The organism is Brevibacillus sp. NRS-1366 (assembly GCF_050467985.1).
In genome coordinates, this window is record NZ_JBITPN010000027.1 from 30,561 (window position 1) to 46,570 (window position 16,010).

Below are 16,010 nucleotides of genomic sequence, written 5' to 3' on the forward strand. Positions count from 1 at the left end.
GCTGCCTCTTCACAGGGGCGGCTTTTTTGTACAGATAGGAATCTATACAATCCCTATCCAGTAAAAGAATAACCTTCCACTAAAACGCGGTCGCTCCTCCTTGAGGAGGCCTCGATAGAGGTTTTCTTATACTCATTTTGTCCACACTAAGAAAAATGCTGTGCGGGGCAGGTGAGGGTAGCTGTTTACTTATATTGTGTCAGGGCTCTCGACGTTTTTTCTTGTCTATTTGCTAATGCCTGCAGCGAATTGGCTGGCATGGAAAACAAAACTGCTGGATATACCCAGAGGGAGAAAGGGACACAACAGGCCGATGCCATTATCTGGTGGATTGGCGATGTTCGTCGGCCTCTTACTAGTGACAACTTTTTTTGCAGGGGCGCAAAAAACGGTTGCAGTTTTGGCAGTTGGAGGAGCAATGCTTGTGGCAATCGGATGGATGGATGATACCTACAAAGCAAAGCAAAAAGAGTTTCCTGTATTACCCAAGCTACTCGTTCAATTTCTGGTGGCGGTCTTCGCTTTTTTATTGGAGATCCGGTTTCGCGGAATCAGCTTGTCCTGGATAGGCGGAGAAGAAGGCGCGTACATCTCTTTTCCCATCCTCATTTCCTTGCTGGCAACAGTGCTTTGGATTGTCGGGTTGATCAACATGGTCAATTTTTTGGATGGCGTAGACGGATTGGCGGCAGGGGCGACGGTATTCTCTGCTGTGACCTTGTTTTTCCTGTCGATGGTGAGAGGGCAAGATTTGACGGCATTACTGGCTGTGGCTCTGGCAGGAGCAGCATTGGCGTTTCTGCGCTTTAATTTTTATCCCGCGAAAATGTTTATGGGGGATGCAGGTTCGATGTTCCTGGGGTTTGCTTTAGGCGTCATTTCACTGGAAGGAACGATGAAGGGGGCCACACTCATCTCATTGGTAGTCACTGTATTGGCGCTGGGTCTGCCAGTGATAGACACAATTCAGGTCATGGTCAGCAGGATTTTGGCGGGCTCCCCGATGTATCAGGCGGATCGGCGACATGTTCATCATCGGCTGATGTCACACGGGTTTTCAGTGAAACAGACGGTGGTAGTCCTGTATTTGGTAAGTCTTTTGTTTTCTGTCTTGTCCATCTTTCTGTTTTTCTTTCAGTAAATCTAAATAACAGATCGCACATTAACGCTTTAAAGTTGGGAAGTATATGTACAAAAGGGCTCACGCCAAACGGCTTGGCGCAGCCAAATCATTCGTTCATCCTTGATTGGAGTCGAAGAATAGAAACTGATTGCGACCTGTTGCCTTTGCCTGATAAAGCGCCTTGTCTGCATGAGTCAGAAGCTCATCGGCTTCGACAGAAGAAACCGGATATAGAGCAATGCCAATGCTGGTCGTAAAGGAAAATTCTTGGTCCTCGTTGACCCATGGCTGCTGAAGGGCATTCAAAATGCGTTCAGCCACTTTTTCTACCTGATGGTGCGTGAGGATGCCAGTGAGCAGCACGACAAATTCATCTCCACCCAGACGAGCCACTGTATCCCCGTCACGGACGCAGGATTTCAAGCGCTTGGCCAATTCCTGTAGAAAAATGTCTCCGGCGTTGTGTCCCCAGGTGTCATTAATCTCTTTAAAATGATCGCAGTCGAGAAAAAGAACAGCGACCATTTCTTCTCTTACCTTGGCTACTGCCAGGGCTTGGTGCAGGTTTACATGGAGCAGACGCCTGTTTGGCAAACCTGTTAGTACGTCATGGTACGCCATGTATTCCAGCCGGGATTCCAGCTTCTTACGCTCAGTAATGTCTCTCGTCACGGAAAATACATGTGTACATATCCCATCGCTGTTGTAGACGGGAGAAAGAATCGACTCGCCAATCACTTCACCATTGGTCGTATAGTGAATAGGGTCCCCGCTTTGTACCGCTTTTTTGTACATTCTGTTCAACAAGACTGCTTTTTCTTCCGGATAAACATCCTCGATCAGCTTCCCGTATGCTTCCTCGGATAGATCTGCAACTTGCATAGCGGCTGGATTCATTAGGACATAGCGAAATTGGTACTCTTTCTCCGTAGATTCTTCCACAGACATGAGGAAGAACATGTCCGACATATGATGAAATAAGCTGGTCAGGATATCCCCGTGTTCACTAATGAGTGTTGCGATGTCGAGCTTTGCCATATCTGTCTTCTCCTGAGTGTAGGCTTGTCTCCATTATTATAGTATAGCAGAGGAGGGGAAGAAAACGATGAGCAGTTGGTAATAAAGGGAAGCAGGGTTTACTGCCTGTAAGTGGAAGTGGTAAAGTAAGGGTATTCGAAATCCAGGTTGTCTAATCGAAAGTGAACAAGGAGTTTGTTTATGCGCAAAAAGCTGCTACCGGGTCTCATTCATCGTCTACCGCAAAATGCGATGTCTCGGACCATGGGGAAAATTACCGCTTCTCGCTTTAGTCGATTAGCCATTCAACGATACATACGGCACTATGACATTGATCCTTCAATCATAGAAAAACCGGTAAAGGAATACCGCACGCTCAAGGAGTTTTTTACGCGCCGCCTGAAGCCAGAAGCTAGGCCGATTGCTCCAGGTGCAGATACGATCACAAGTCCTGTGGATGGTACCGTTTCCCAGCTGGGTGATATTTGCGAAGGTACGATGATTCAGGCAAAAGGAAAAGGGTACAGTGTCGCCGAGCTGTTGGGTGGGTCTGCCGAAGAGGCCAAACGCTATTACGGCGGCAAATTCATTACGATCTATCTGAGCCCGCGCGATTACCATCGGATTCACATGCCGGTCGAGGGAGACCTCGTTCGCTACAGTTATTTGCCGGGAAGGTTGTATCCGGTGAACCAGCTGGGAATTCAGCATGTGGATCGGTTGTTTGCCCGCAACGAACGGCTGGTTTCCTACATCAAGACCGAGGGGCTGGGTGATGTCGCTCTGGTCAAGGTGGGGGCCCTGTTCGTCGGCAGCGTCAAAGTCCGCTACAATACGGCTACCACCAATGTCAAACACGGCAGGGAGACGAACGAAGCGATCGTGGGCGCACCCCATTATGCAAAAGGGGAAGAGCTCGGCTGGTTTGAGTTTGGTTCCACAGTGATTCTGCTGTTTGAATCGAGCCAGCTGCATTGGGCGGAAGGAATCGAGAAAGGGAGTCCGCTGCTCATGGGGCAAGTGCTGGCGCGGGTCGGAAAATCCCAATAGGTACGAAGAACGCCTAAATAACAGAGCTCAGCTGGGCTCTGTTTTTCTTGTTGTGTGTTCGTACAAACGAAAAAAGGTGACCCTGCGGAAAGGGTCACCTCCATTTTTTTGCTGATTATTCGGTTGGCATATCGCCGAAGATGGAATTGAACAACACGGTTGCTACTTCTGCACGGCTCGCGTTCTTTTGCGGCGCGAAACGGTTGCTCGCATCTCCTTTTACCAAACCGTTAGCAGATGCCGTTTTGACGTAAGGAACGGCCCAGGCCGGAATTTGTTTCGTATCGGCGTAGTTCAATTTGTATCCATTTTCTGTCGGCATTTTCAGGCCGCGTACCAAAATGGTGATCATTTCGGCACGGGAAATCTTTTGATCTGGACGGATTGTGCCGTCTGCATAACCCTTGACCAGTCCGGATTGGACGGCTGTCTGCCAGGATTCTTTGGACCAAGCGGGAATCTGGTTGTTGTCTTTGAAAGAAAGCTTCTTCGCGGATGGCTCCAGTCCCAACGCTTTTACGGCCATCGTGATGAATTCGGAGCGGGTAACAGGGCGGTTCGGCTTGAATTCCCCGTCCGCATACCCGTTTACGACACCCATGTCCTTCAGGAGCCCGATCTGGTGGTAAGCCCAGTGGGTTTCCGGCACATCAACAAACGCAGGTTCCTCGGGTCCGGCGCCCATGGAGGCGAATTGACCGATGAGACTCTCTTCTCCGAACTCTTTTGCCAGTTCGGGATTTTTCTCCAATTCTTCCGCCATGATGACTTGATCCGCCTGCGGAACGGAATAGGTCACATCTTTGTTGATGTTCCACATCTGATCTTTAAGTTTCAGGGTAAAGGTAACGGATTTCATGCCGGTACCGGCAGCCACGCCGCTTTCTGAGAGCGTGGAGGCAGGCAGACTGCCTGTCACTGTGAATTGGTTTTGCACAAACTCTTTGTCAGCGTTGATCCAGGCGTCAAGTACGATGTGGAAGTCCCAGCCTTCCGCTTGCAACTTTTTCACGTCTGCGGACTTCAGTTCTTTCACCATCTCGGACAGGCTGTCTTTGAGATTGTCGGAGCCCGACTCAGCGCCAGGTACGGGAATGAGCGGATTGTTCTCAAACGCCTTTGTCAGTTCCGGATGCTTGCTTGCATAGTCGAGAGCAAACGCGATGAAGTCAACCGCTTCCTGGAAATCGACGGAGATGCGGACATGCGTTGCGGTCTGGACCTTGCCATCCGGCAGCTGAACGGTTTCCTCGCCGACTGTCTGCACGTCTTTTAAGGAAAACTCCTGTTGCTTCAAGAAAGCTTCGAAAAGTTTCTTTTCAGACGCGCCGAGTTGTGCAGCAGCCTGGCTGTCTGCGTCGTTCGTTATACCGAGGAACTTATTGTCCGCTGTGGATTTCACATATGTCTTATCGCCTTCCACATACAGATCCAGAGCAGGTTCTTTTTCACTTGGCCATACCCCGGAATCCATGAGCGGCCCCGGATCTTGCAAAGAGATCGTGACATGGCCGTTTTGTTGGTCTTTTTGCTCTACCTGCATGGTTACGCCGCTTTTTAATGTCGCAAGCAGCGTTTTTGCCGTCTCATCCTCTACTGGCAGGTTGGTGTCAAGCGTAATCGTGCTTTTGGACTCGAATGATTTCGTGTCCATTCCCTTTACCAACGCTTCCGTGAACAGAGGAGTGTTTGGGGTACAAGCGGAAAGCAGAAGGAAACAGAGTGCAAGCAAGAAAAATCTTTTCAAAAGTCTCTCCCTCTCTTGGTAGAAGTTATCATAACGGAACTATTGTACAGAATGGAATATCAATATTACAGCGTAAAAAAATGGCATAAAAAGAAAGGTTATCGAAATATTTGGCGTTTTCGGATGGGGTTGGTATCGCAAAAATTGACTGAACCCGCTCTTTTCAAGTAAGATCAAAGTTATGTGATACGATTCGGAGGTGGAAAGATGAGTGCCATTACTCGCAAGGAAGTAGAGCATGTAGCAAACCTGGCCCGCTTGCAGCTGACTGAAGAGGAAGCTGAGCGATACACAAAAGATCTGAATGCTATTTTGGATTTTGCAGCCAAGCTAAACGAGCTGGATACAACCAATATTGAACCAACCAGTCATGCGACTGATGTGAAAAACGTCATGCGTGAAGACGTCAACCGACCATCCCTGCCACGTGAGGAAGTGCTGAAAAACGCGCCGGACCACGAAGACGGGCAGTTCAAAGTGCCAGCAGTATTTGAATAAGAAAAAAGGATTACAAGAAGGGAGGAACCCACTGTGTCGCTGTTTGACAAGCGATTGTCGGAGATACATAGCGCCCTGCGCGCAAAAGAACTGTCTGTAACCGATCTGGTGCAGGCTTCCATCACTAGCATCAAGGAGCATGATGGAGAAATCCAGTCCGTATTGAACGTGGATGAAGAGGGCGCGCTTGCTCATGCTCGTCAATTGGACGAGCGTCTGGTCAAAGAAAACGAGGAATTGGGTCTTCTCTTTGGCTTGCCTGCCGGACTCAAGGACAACCTGATTACAAAAGGCGTACGTACGACCTGCGCCAGTAAGTTTTTGGCGAACTATGATCCTGTCCATGACGGAACCGTTTCGCAAAAGGTGAAGGAAGCAGATGCCGTAATCGTAGCGAAGCTGAACATGGACGAGTTTGCCATGGGTGGCTCCAACGAAAACTCCGGCTTTTACAAGGCGAAAAACCCGTGGAACACCGATTATGTTCCGGGCGGCTCCAGCGGCGGGTCGGCGGCGGCTATGGCTGCGCGTCATTTTTACTTTACGCTTGGTTCCGATACTGGCGGCTCGATTCGTCAGCCGGCAGCATTTTGCGGCGTAGTAGGCTTGAAGCCGACCTATGGCCGTGTGTCCCGTTTTGGACTGGTGGCGTTCGCATCTTCGTTGGATCAGATCGGACCTGTTACGAAAACCGTCGAGGATTCCGCTTATGTGCTGCAGGCGATTGCGGGTCATGATGGGTTTGACTCGACTTCTGCCAATGTAGAAGTACCGGATTACCTTTCCGCTTTGACAGGAGATGTAAAAGGACTGCGTATCGGTGTACCGAAGGAATTGATCGGCGAAGGTATCGATGCCGAAGTTCGTGATGCTGTTCTGGCAGCACTGAAGCAGTTGGAGAGCATGGGCGCGACTTGGAGCGAGGTCTCCATGCCGCATACCGAATATGCCGTGCCAGCTTATTACTTGCTGTCTTCTTCGGAAGCGTCCTCCAACCTGGCTCGTTTTGACGGCGTTCGCTACGGCGTGCGTGCTGACAATGCAGAGAACCTGATTGAGCTGTATAAAGAATCCCGCAGCCAAGGCTTTGGACCAGAGGTAAAACGCCGCATCATGCTGGGGACGTATGCACTATCATCCGGCTATTACGATGCGTATTACAAGAAAGCGCAGCAAGTGCGCACCTTGATTATTCAAGACTTCAACAGCATTTTTGCTGATTACGATGTGATTTTGCATCCGACTACGCCGTCTACGGCATTTAAAATCGGAGAAAACGTGGATGATCCAGTGAAAATGTACCTGGAAGATATCTGCACCGTGCCTGTCAACTTGGCTGGCTTGCCAGCAATCAGTGTGCCATGCGGCTTCGCCAAGAGCGGTCTGCCGATCGGCTTGCAGATTGTCGGCCGTGCGTTTGACGAATCCACTGTGCTGCGCGTAGCACATGCCTATGAGCAATCTGCGGGCTTTCACCAGCGCAAGCCGGAATGGGTGAGGGGGTAAGAGTTATGAGCAAGTACGAAACCGTCATCGGCCTGGAGGTCCATGCCGAGCTATCGACCAACAGTAAAATCTTCTGCGGTTGCAAGACCGAGTTTGGTGCACCGCCGAATACTCATACCTGCCCGATCTGCTTGGGGCATCCGGGTGTGCTTCCGGTAACCAACAAGCAAGCTGTGGAATTTGCCATGAAGGCAGCTCTCGCGCTCAACTGCGAGATTTCCCGCGAAACCAAGTTTGACCGTAAAAATTACTTTTACCCAGACTCTCCCAAAGCGTACCAAATCTCTCAGTTTGACCAGCCGATCGGCTACAATGGCTGGATCGACATCGAGGTAAACGGAGAGACAAAGCGCATCGGGATCACTCGTCTGCACCTGGAAGAAGATGCGGGCAAGCTGACACACAGCGACTTTGGCGGAGAATCACTGGTTGACTTCAACCGTGTGGGTGTACCTCTGGTCGAGATCGTTTCCGAGCCAGACATTCGTACACCGGAAGAAGCCAGAGCGTATTTGGAAAAGCTGAAAGCAATCATCCAGTATACCGAGGTATCCGACGTCCGCATGGAGCAGGGTTCCTTGCGTTGCGATGCCAACGTTTCGATCCGTCCGTATGGTCAAGAGGAATTCGGAACCAAGGCTGAGCTGAAAAATATGAACTCCTTCCGCAACGTACAAATGGGATTGGAGTATGAGGTTTTGCGTCAAACAGAAGTACTCTCCTCTGGCGGCAAGGTCGTGCAGGAAACCCGTCGTTGGGACGAAGCCAACAAGAAAACACTGACGATGCGCTCCAAAGAAGAAGCGCACGATTACCGCTACTTCCCAGATCCTGATCTGGTGCGCATGCAGATCTCCGAGGAGTGGATTGAAGCGGTTCGCGCCACCATTCCAGAACTGCCGGATGCCCGTCAGGCTCGCTATGTAAACGAGTTTGGTCTGTCACAGGCGGATGCTGGGGTTATCACCATTTCCAAGGAGACCGCAGACTTCTTTGATGAAACCGTGAAAACGGGTGCAGATCCGAAATCCGTCGCCAACTGGCTGATGGTAGACCTCTTGGCTCACCTCAATGCCAACAATATGGAGTTTGCCGATGTGAAGATGACACCGCAAGGCTTGGGTGAAATGATCAAACTGATCGGGGATGGAACGATCTCCTCCAAAATCGCCAAAACCGTCTTCAAGGAGATGGTGGAGACCGGCAAGGAGCCGAAGAAGATCGTCGAAGAAAAAGGTCTGGTGCAAATCAGCGACGAGGGCGCTCTGCGTCAAATCGTTGTCGATGCGGTCAATTCCAACCCGCAAGCGGTAGCTGACTTCAAAGCTGGAAACGAGAAAGCAGTAGCTTTCTTCGTAGGACAGGTCATGAAGCAAACCAAGGGTAAAGCAAACCCGCCGATGGTCAATAAATTGATTCAGGAAGTATTGAACAGTTTGTAAGAAAGCACACAAACAGCACTTTCCAAAACGGGGAGTGCTGTTTCTTTTGTCCTGCATCATTTGTCATGTGCCAAAATGTCCCAATACAGGTAAGATAGACGTAAGAAACCAACGTTAAATGAGAAGGAGAAACCGTCGATGAAACGTAAAATGCAAGGTACAGCAGCCGTTTTAACAGTCGCGACGCTGTTGTCTGGTACAGCGAATTCAGCTCTGGCAGCAACAGCTCTCCAACCGATCGTGCAAAATGCAGCGTCCACAGCAATAGCAACGGAAACGATCAAGCTTCCCGAGGAGCAGAAAAAATACTGGCTGCACTCGAAAAGCTGGAGCCGGGGCTAAAGGCACTGACTCAGCGTACGGTTGAGCAAAGCAGTGCGGATGAAAATCTGGTGTACATCGATATGGTTGATCCAAAAAATGAATATGATAGCGCAGCCTACATCGCGTTCGACCTGAAGACAGGTCAATTAATCGCCTACGAGGCTTCGCTGGGCAATTGGGAAGTCGGCAAAAAAGCAACAGACGAATACATTTTGCAGCGGGCAGAGCAAGCTGTCCAGGAAGTATTCGGTACCGAAAAAAGAAAAATGACTGGCGAGCCACAATTGGCACCACTCACGGAGAGCCAAGAATCGGAGCTGCCCGATGATCCGTATTCTGTTTACAGGAGTGTCTATTATCCCGGTCTGTTGAATGGCTTGGAGGTCCGGGGAAGCGATCATGGGATTTTGGTGAATATGGATTTGGCTGGACATCTCATCGGGATTACATACAGGCAGCTGGAATTGGATGGAGCCAAGGTACCGGATCCGAAAACGGCGCTGACCCCCGAGGCTGCCAAGAAAAAATATTTTACTCCTGAGCGTTTGGATCTTGGCTATGTCCAAGGTGGAGCAGATAGCAAGCCGGGAATTCAGTATGTGCTAAGAAATTCCCCTATGCTTGATGCGACGACAGGCAAAGAGATTGACCCTTGGCGAGCTACAGAAGTAGAGGAGAGCAAGCGAGACCTAGCTAAGATCAAAAATATTACGATCAAGCCTAAAGCGAAGTCGCTCATCGCCAAGAGCGAAGAGGAGGCGCGCAAAATCGCATCAGGTATGTTTGGGGTCGATACAGAGAAAGATTACACCTACCATTCAGAGCAGGCTGACGGCAACTACGTGACCCATACCTGGACCAATGACTATTCGGATTATGTATCGCTTGCAATAGATACGACAACGAATCAGGTGATTGATGGAGAGCTTTGGGAAGAGTGGAGTGAGGACGAGGCTAATTTGACCACCGAGGAGGCTTTGAAAAAAGCGATTGCCTTCATTGAGCCTTATGCCTTGTCTTCGTCTGCAGCGCTGCAGGTAGAAACCTTTGAGCCGAGAAAGCTTGCCCCGTTGGCTGACTGGATGAAGGAACTTGACAAGTCGTTGGGGTATGGAGAAGAAAAGCCAAGTCAGGTTTACGCGTTCAATTTCAATGAGCTGCATGGCGATATGCCTGTGCTCGATCGCTACTATTGGGTAGTCGTCGATGGAAAAAGCGGCAAGGTCGTACAATTCTCTACAACCTTGCCAATGAAAGAAGCCGCATTCCCGGAAGCAAAGCTCGCTGTGACAGAAGAGCAAGCCGCTGAGCTTTTTGCGGAAAAATTGCCGCTTCGCCTGTCTTACATCTGGCCTGCCTACTATGGAGCGAAAGCCCCATCGCTGGTACTGGTTTATACGATAGACGGAAGCGAAGGCTGGCCTTATGTCGATGCAGTAAACCGCACATTTAACTGGGATAAATAGGGCGCATGGAGGATCATGCAGAAAGTTTTTCCAGCATATGCCTAAGCAAAGCAATGGCTTTGCGTTCCTGACTCTCAATTCCTTGTAAGAGAGCAATAGCCTGCTTACTTTGTTCAGGTTCATTCGGCTCACCGCCGGCAGGAAATGGGAAGAGCTTGCTTAGCTTGGCGTACTCATCTGCCATCTGCCCGTATAGTGTAGATGCTTCCTGTAGAACAGGACGTATGTCGTCAAAAGTAGCGTCAGTCCACGTCGCAGCGATCTCACTCCAAAAAAGGGAGGCGTTGCGGCGTGCATTTTGTACGACCACTGATGTATAGGCATTGCCGTTTGGCTCGATGCTGCCTTGATGGAAGGCCTCCTGCCAGGCTGCATAGGCCAAGAGACCGTTGGCGCAGCTTTTATCCGATCCTTCCTCCAGGTAATGGGTCAAAGCCGTCTGGATGGCGCCCTTGAGCATCTTGCGCTGATCGATCTCCACTATATTTTCAATTGCCAGAACGAACAGCTCCTCGATCAACCCGCGCCCCAGATGTTCAAAAGCGATCGTCTTGTCGTGCCCGCAATTGTCGCCAGCGTGAAGTTGCTTCCTGTCGTCGTCATATCCGTAAATTAACCCAAACTCGGGAATGAACAAGTCCCAGGCCAGAACCGGATAGCCGCGATCGATCGTACGGTGAATGAGCTCCAGTGCTTCTGGCAAAAGGGGCGCAAGCGGCCGCTTCTCGCGTGCATCAGGAGTCAAAAGAGCAGGACTTACCTGAGTCGCATTAGGGCCAGGTGCGCATTCCGCTTCCCCGCCGCCAACAACCTTTGAAGTAAAGCCCATATTACGGAGTCCCTGCTGCAATACTTTCGCAAATGGAAACATGGTTGGGCCAGCGATATGAATCTCTCCCGGTACCACTGTCAGCCGGAATGCATGCCCGCTCAGACCGAGCACCATAGGCAGCGACATTTTGCGATCCGTGTATTCTACTAATCCATGCAAGGCGGCAGCACATGTAATCCAGGTTTGAAGAGTAAATGCCTCCGGTTTTCTGAGTACGACTTGTTTCATTATTCCCGCATCCTTTCGTGTTTTCACGTATTGGTCAACCACGACCCGAGTTTTTTCCTGGATCAGTTTTTTGCGGGATCGGGACAGAACCTGATAAACATTGGCCTGGGACATGGAGAACAAGCGAGCAATTTCCATCGGGGACAGATGGTCGAAAAAGTGGGATTCCACTACGCGTCGCTCCCGTGGATTGAGGCAATGCAGCATACCTGTGATGGTCTGCAATAGCTCCCGGCGCATGATTACCTCAGCGGGATCGCCCGCGTGCTCCAAAGACGATGACCATGTGCGTCCCAGCCGGTGAAGTATACTGTTAAGGTCCTCCCAGTCTGTTGGTGAAGGATCGCTACTATCGCTCTTATGGTTGATCAGCCCAGAAAAAACCCGCTCCCGTCTGTGCGGTCCTTTTTGCAAGCGAGTGTACGCCTGATTGCGCACGATGCGGTGCAGCCAGGGAAGAAAACGGCGGCTATCCACCAGCGTGCCCAAGTGCAAAAAGGCCCGAATAAGTGCATCCTGAACGATATCCTCTGCCTGAAAGGCTTCATGTGTATACGAGCGTGCATACCCGTATACTTTGGAACGATGACGTCTGACCAGCTCCCCAAAGGCTTCTTGATCGCCGGCTTTTGCCCGTTCTACGAGAATCTCGTCCTCCTCATGCAATTCTTCCTGCAGCAGCTCTGACTTATATCCCACATGATCCATCGAAAAAACCCCTCGTTGTTAGTTGACTTATAGCATAGACTTCGGATGCGCTGAATTTCTGACAGATTTGTAAGAAAATCCTCTCTCCCCTATAATGAACATACATGATGAAAAAGGGGGAAGGAAGTACATGAAGCTGATTTCCATCGCAGGAGAAAGCGTGCCACCAGGCAAGGGTGGGTCACCATCCGATACATTTGATCGCTCGATCGCCACATGGGAAGAAAACGGCCAGCAAAAAACAGTGACCGTCACGTATGTCCGCTATTTTGGCAAAGTGCTGGCGGAGCGGGGAATTTACGATCAGGAAGCGGAAGGTGTTCCTGTCCATCATTTGGTTGCGGCATTGTTCGAGGAAAAGTATGCCGAGATCAAAGAAAACCGCCACTACATCAACGATACAGAGCAATTTGTAGGATTGTTTGATGACTTTTCGTTGTCAAAATGGAAGGAACGTTATCCAGGCGTGATGGTGATCCCTCAAACCTAGCACATGCAAAGAGGGAAGAGTGAGCGCATAACTGTCGAAAGATTCTGAGCGATGGGCAAAAAGACGATGCCTTGCGATTGGATGGGGCATGCTAAAGGCAACTATTTACTGGAGTTGATCAGCATGTTCTCCGTTTGGCTCACTTGTTTACTGACGTTCTCTGCCGTTTTACCCGGCGCGTCGTTTCACGATCAGAACATAGCGGCTCCGCAAATACTGGCGGTGCAGGAGTTCGATGCCTTTTTGCAGGACTGGAGAAGGGGGCAGGCACTGGATCTTCGTCATCCGCTATTTGACCTTACACGGGTGGCAGCGGGGACAGGCGGCATGGAGACCATTTCGTTTTCTGGCGAGGCGCATGGTCAGCCTGGAGTGATTACGTTTGTCTTTTACACCTTGGAAGGTGATCAAGTCTTTTCGCCACCTGGAACTGTTTCTGTGGCCCGTGTGGATGAGAAGCGGCGAGAGTTTCATGTAGGAGGGGCTATCCCACGCTATCTTCGTGGACGTACAGGGGCTGTACAGGTGACGTTTCAAGGGGAAAAGAGAGCTTCGTATTTGATCAAGGTACAGTTTTAATGTTGGGTAAAGAGCAAGTAGACAGGAGGACTGCTGTTGATTGAGGTGAAGCAGGTCAGCAAACGATTCGGGACGATCACAGCGGTCGATGATGTGTCGTTTCGCGTGGAGGCTGGTGAAGTCTACGGCCTTCTGGGTGAAAACGGCGCGGGAAAAACAACGACGATGCGCATGATGGCAACCATTTTGCAACCGACAGAGGGAGATATCGAGATAAGCGGGTTCTCCGTTCAAAAGGAGCCTGTAGAAGTCCGTCGGCGTATTGGCATTTTGTTTGGGGGCGATGTGGGACTCTACAATCGCTTGACGGCCAGAGAGAACATCGCTTATTTTGGCAGCTTGTACGGTCTGGACCCGGCAAGGCTCACGAAGCGGATAGACAGCTTGAGCCGAATGCTTGATATGGAGGCATTTATCGACAGGCGTGTAGGTGCTTTTTCCAGAGGAATGAAACAAAAGGTAGCCATTGCTCGCACACTGGTTCACGACCCTGATGTTATTTTATTGGATGAACCGACGACAGGACTGGATGTGACCGCAGCCAATATTTTTCGCCGCATGGTTGGAAAACTGCAGGAGGAAGGAAAGACGATCCTGTTTTCCAGTCACAATATGGGGGAGATCAACAAGCTGTGTAAGCGGATTGCCCTGATACATAAGGGAAAGCTTCATTTTGCCGGTGGGCTCAGCACCTTGCGGGAGCGGTATGGCATAGCGGACTTGGACGACATCTTCATGGCCGTCGTGGAAGGGAGCCTGAACTGATGGGCAGACGCGTCATCTGGACTGTTTTTCAAAAAGAGATGCTCGATCTGTTTCGCGATCGAAAGGCATTGCTAGGGACTTTTTTGGTACCGTTGGTCATTATTCCGTTCGTCTTCTTTTTATTGGGAATGTCCTACAGCAACGTAGAAAAGGAAGCACGCGCCTATGTACCGATTGCCGTCAACGGGACGTCCGGACTGGTTGCCTCACTCGAAAAAGTTCCGGGCGTAAGCATTGTCCAGCCAGCCAATCAGGAGCAAGCACTGCAAGCGGGGCAGCTACGGGCAATCGTTACGATCGCACCTGCATTTGAAGAGCGGGTCAAGGCGGGAGGTACCGGAGAGGTGCACGTCGCATTCGATTCCACCAATCAAAAATCGGTGTATGCGCGAAACGTAATCGAGGAAACGGTAGAAGCATACAGCAAGGAGATTACCGCGAAGCGTTTAAAGCAGGCAGGATTGTCCGAACAGACGATCAAGCCGATTTCGCCTACATACCAGAATGTTGCGACGGACGAGAGGCTATCAGGCGGAATGCTGGCTGGAATTATTCCATTGATGCTTGTAGTCTCGCTCGCTTCAGGGGGAATTGCCTCAGCCAATGATCTTGTCGCTGGGGAAAAAGAGCGAGGAACGCTGGAATCGCTGATGACAGCCCCGATCGCCGCAAATCACATCCTGACAGCAAAGCTCATGGCAGTGATGGTGATGAGCTGCATGAGTGCAGCAGCTTCGCTGGTGTCGCTCTCTCTCGTTCTCGGCCTCGGGCCGCTGGAGATGGATGGAGGCTTTTCACTTCGTTTCTTTTCGCCGGCTACGCTCTTTGTTTTGGTCTTGACGATTCTTTTGCTCGCAGCTACTTTTGCTGCCCTGGAGCTGGTCTTGAGTACAATCGCGAAGTCATTTAAAGAGGGACAGACATACATGAGCGGAGTCATTTTTGTAGCGATGGTTCCGTCCTACATGATGATGCCGCTAAATCCTGTGGACATTCCAGAGTATTACTATGTATTGCCCGTATTTAATGGAGTGGCGCTTTGCAAGGAAGTGTTCTATGGCAGGGTGGAGCCGCTGCATGCGTTAATTGGTCTTTCGAGCTCATTGGTTTACGTGGCCATCATTACGATTGTATCTTCTCGGTTGTTCCGCAGGGAAGGGGCCGTCGTGAAAAACTGAAAAGCTCATGACCACACGTCGCTGTCATTATGAGAAAGCTGGTGAATTGTCGTGAATCCGCCGTACTTGGGTGTCTTGTTCGTTTTTATTTCTGCAGCTGGTTTCGGGGTCATGTCCATCTTCGCGGTTTATGCGTACGGGGCGGGCGTCACGGTGTCGACTCTATTATTTTTGCGGTTTCTTTTTGCGGCGCTTCTCTTTTTTGGTTTGCTGGCTTTACGCCGGGAATCTCTGCGTCTGATGAAGAAGCAGGTACTGGCTTTGCTTTTACTGGGCGGTGTTTTGTATACGCTGCAATCGCTCAGCTTCTTCTCTGCAGTTCAGTATATTCCGACATCGATGGCTGCTTTGCTGCTGTACACGTTTCCGGTTTTTGTGGCAGTGCTCACCTATTTTGTGGAAAAGGAGCCTTTGCGGCGTAAAACGATCCTGGCTATGCTCATATCGCTCATCGGCCTAGGGTTGGTGCTTGGTCTGTCATTCGGTGGCATTCAGCCGATAGGGGTGGCACTGGCACTTGCTGCTGCCCTGATTTACTCCGTCTATATCGTCGTGGGGAATCGGGTGGTTAAAGGTCTCTCTTCGTATGTAACAGCCGCATATATCTCCTTGTTCGCGGCGATCTCCACTTTTTTCGTTGCGCAAAATGAGGGGGGACTTGCGCTTTCTTTTGGTGCGTCAGGTTGGTGGGCGTTGGCGGGCATCGTCGTCTTTTCGACCGTGATGGCGATCGGCTTTTTCTTTCGCGGGCTCCAGTTGATCGGATCGACCAAGGCGTCTGTCCTCAGTACTGTGGAGCCAGTCGTGACCATCGTCTTTTCAGCTTTGCTTTTTGGTGAGTCGTTCACCTTGCTGCAACTGCTGGGTGGATGCGCTGTCCTCGTAGGTGCTGTCTTGATTGTTTCGGGGCCGGGGCAGGAGGCAGCATCAGCGAAGACCGCCGAGGAGACTGCGCCCACTACTACGAAGGCTCTGTGACCATACAACCTAACCGTCCAGCAAAAACACACGGGAGTATTTCCCGTGTGTTTCTTAACGTGTAAGAAAGCATTCCTGT

Annotated in this window: 15 protein-coding genes; 12 read left to right on the forward strand and 3 right to left on the reverse strand. The window is 50.5% G+C overall.

Annotation, left to right across the window (positions count from 1 at the left end; translation table 11 throughout):
* Window positions 1–313: 313 nt before the first annotated feature.
* On the forward strand, window positions 314–1,141 hold the full coding sequence (locus ACIFQN_RS23400) for an MraY family glycosyltransferase (RefSeq protein ID WP_429835438.1): 828 nt from the start codon (window positions 314–316) through the stop codon (window positions 1,139–1,141).
* Window positions 1,142–1,237: 96 nt separating this feature from the next.
* On the opposite strand, the gene ACIFQN_RS23405 is transcribed toward ACIFQN_RS23400, so the two are convergent.
* Window positions 1,238–2,161 carry a diguanylate cyclase domain-containing protein gene (locus ACIFQN_RS23405; RefSeq protein WP_429835439.1) on the reverse strand — a complete coding sequence of 308 codons (924 nt, stop codon included), beginning with the start codon at window positions 2,159–2,161 and terminating at the stop codon, window positions 1,238–1,240.
* A 180-nt stretch (window positions 2,162–2,341) separates the two neighbouring features.
* Between ACIFQN_RS23405 and asd the strand changes: the two genes are divergently transcribed.
* Complete coding sequence (gene asd / locus ACIFQN_RS23410) at window positions 2,342–3,190, forward strand: archaetidylserine decarboxylase (RefSeq protein ID WP_429835440.1); 849 nt, start codon at window positions 2,342–2,344, stop codon at window positions 3,188–3,190.
* A gap of 115 nt (window positions 3,191–3,305) precedes the next feature.
* Here the strand turns inward: asd and ACIFQN_RS23415 are convergent, their stop codons facing one another.
* Complete coding sequence (locus ACIFQN_RS23415; protein ID WP_429835442.1) at window positions 3,306–4,937, reverse strand: S-layer homology domain-containing protein; 1,632 nt, start codon at window positions 4,935–4,937, stop codon at window positions 3,306–3,308.
* A 207-nt stretch (window positions 4,938–5,144) separates the two neighbouring features.
* Here ACIFQN_RS23415 and gatC point away from each other — a divergent pair, with 207 nt between their 5' ends.
* The 5 genes from gatC to ACIFQN_RS23440 all read left to right on the forward strand — a co-directional run bounded on the left by gatC (window position 5,145) and on the right by ACIFQN_RS23440 (window position 10,173).
* Window positions 5,145–5,435 carry an Asp-tRNA(Asn)/Glu-tRNA(Gln) amidotransferase subunit GatC gene (gatC, locus tag ACIFQN_RS23420; protein WP_429835443.1) on the forward strand — a complete coding sequence of 97 codons (291 nt, stop codon included), beginning with the start codon at window positions 5,145–5,147 and terminating at the stop codon, window positions 5,433–5,435.
* A 33-nt stretch (window positions 5,436–5,468) separates the two neighbouring features.
* Complete coding sequence (gatA, locus tag ACIFQN_RS23425; RefSeq protein ID WP_429835444.1) at window positions 5,469–6,941, forward strand: Asp-tRNA(Asn)/Glu-tRNA(Gln) amidotransferase subunit GatA; 1,473 nt, start codon at window positions 5,469–5,471, stop codon at window positions 6,939–6,941.
* 5 nt (window positions 6,942–6,946) lie between these two features.
* Entirely contained in the window at window positions 6,947–8,383 is a 1,437-nt protein-coding gene (gatB, locus tag ACIFQN_RS23430; protein ID WP_429835445.1) for an Asp-tRNA(Asn)/Glu-tRNA(Gln) amidotransferase subunit GatB, read from the forward strand.
* Window positions 8,384–8,521: 138 nt separating this feature from the next.
* On the forward strand, window positions 8,522–8,725 hold the full coding sequence (locus ACIFQN_RS23435; RefSeq protein WP_429835446.1) for a hypothetical protein: 204 nt from the start codon (window positions 8,522–8,524) through the stop codon (window positions 8,723–8,725).
* A 62-nt stretch (window positions 8,726–8,787) separates the two neighbouring features.
* Complete coding sequence (locus ACIFQN_RS23440) at window positions 8,788–10,173, forward strand: YcdB/YcdC domain-containing protein (RefSeq protein WP_429835447.1); 1,386 nt, start codon at window positions 8,788–8,790, stop codon at window positions 10,171–10,173.
* A 13-nt stretch (window positions 10,174–10,186) separates the two neighbouring features.
* On the opposite strand, the gene ACIFQN_RS23445 is transcribed toward ACIFQN_RS23440, so the two are convergent.
* Window positions 10,187–11,941 (reverse strand): RNA polymerase sigma factor, encoded by a 1,755-nt coding sequence (locus ACIFQN_RS23445; RefSeq protein WP_429835448.1) that lies wholly within the window; start codon window positions 11,939–11,941, stop codon window positions 10,187–10,189.
* A 130-nt stretch (window positions 11,942–12,071) separates the two neighbouring features.
* Between ACIFQN_RS23445 and ACIFQN_RS23450 the strand changes: the two genes are divergently transcribed.
* The 5 genes from ACIFQN_RS23450 to ACIFQN_RS23470 are packed head-to-tail and all read left to right on the forward strand — an operon-like array spanning window position 12,072 to window position 15,931.
* Window positions 12,072–12,431 carry a hypothetical protein gene (locus ACIFQN_RS23450; protein WP_429835449.1) on the forward strand — a complete coding sequence of 120 codons (360 nt, stop codon included), beginning with the start codon at window positions 12,072–12,074 and terminating at the stop codon, window positions 12,429–12,431.
* A 51-nt stretch (window positions 12,432–12,482) separates the two neighbouring features.
* Window positions 12,483–13,010, forward strand: a complete 528-nt coding sequence (locus ACIFQN_RS23455; protein ID WP_429835450.1) for a hypothetical protein — start codon at window positions 12,483–12,485, stop codon at window positions 13,008–13,010.
* Window positions 13,011–13,046: 36 nt separating this feature from the next.
* The gene (locus ACIFQN_RS23460; protein ID WP_429835451.1) at window positions 13,047–13,775 is read left to right on the forward strand and encodes an ABC transporter ATP-binding protein; all 729 of its coding nucleotides are present in this window, start codon (window positions 13,047–13,049) and stop codon (window positions 13,773–13,775) included.
* Window positions 13,775–14,953 (forward strand): ABC transporter permease, encoded by a 1,179-nt coding sequence (locus tag ACIFQN_RS23465; protein ID WP_429835452.1) that lies wholly within the window; start codon window positions 13,775–13,777, stop codon window positions 14,951–14,953. The genes ACIFQN_RS23460 and ACIFQN_RS23465 overlap by 1 nt, the downstream gene beginning before the upstream one ends.
* A gap of 51 nt (window positions 14,954–15,004) precedes the next feature.
* Complete coding sequence (locus ACIFQN_RS23470) at window positions 15,005–15,931, forward strand: DMT family transporter (protein ID WP_429835453.1); 927 nt, start codon at window positions 15,005–15,007, stop codon at window positions 15,929–15,931.
* Window positions 15,932–16,010 lie beyond the last annotated feature (79 nt).

What these genes read in the sequence shown, in the direction of transcription:
- ACIFQN_RS23400 (WP_429835438.1), top strand. Translation starts at nt 314, where the DNA reads ATGCCATTATCTGGTGGATTGGCGATGTTCGTCGGCCTCTTACTAGTG.
- ACIFQN_RS23405 (WP_429835439.1), bottom strand. Translation starts at nt 2,161, where the DNA reads ATGGCAAAGCTCGACATCGCAACACTCATTAGTGAACACGGGGATATC.
- asd (WP_429835440.1), top strand. Translation starts at nt 2,342, where the DNA reads ATGCGCAAAAAGCTGCTACCGGGTCTCATTCATCGTCTACCGCAAAAT.
- gatC (WP_429835443.1), top strand. Translation starts at nt 5,145, where the DNA reads ATGAGTGCCATTACTCGCAAGGAAGTAGAGCATGTAGCAAACCTGGCC.
- gatB (WP_429835445.1), top strand. Translation starts at nt 6,947, where the DNA reads ATGAGCAAGTACGAAACCGTCATCGGCCTGGAGGTCCATGCCGAGCTA.
- ACIFQN_RS23435 (WP_429835446.1), top strand. Translation starts at nt 8,522, where the DNA reads ATGAAACGTAAAATGCAAGGTACAGCAGCCGTTTTAACAGTCGCGACG.
- ACIFQN_RS23440 (WP_429835447.1), top strand. Translation starts at nt 8,788, where the DNA reads ATGGTTGATCCAAAAAATGAATATGATAGCGCAGCCTACATCGCGTTC.
- ACIFQN_RS23445 (WP_429835448.1), bottom strand. Translation starts at nt 11,941, where the DNA reads ATGGATCATGTGGGATATAAGTCAGAGCTGCTGCAGGAAGAATTGCAT.
- ACIFQN_RS23450 (WP_429835449.1), top strand. Translation starts at nt 12,072, where the DNA reads ATGAAGCTGATTTCCATCGCAGGAGAAAGCGTGCCACCAGGCAAGGGT.
- ACIFQN_RS23455 (WP_429835450.1), top strand. Translation starts at nt 12,483, where the DNA reads ATGGGCAAAAAGACGATGCCTTGCGATTGGATGGGGCATGCTAAAGGC.
- ACIFQN_RS23465 (WP_429835452.1), top strand. Translation starts at nt 13,775, where the DNA reads ATGGGCAGACGCGTCATCTGGACTGTTTTTCAAAAAGAGATGCTCGAT.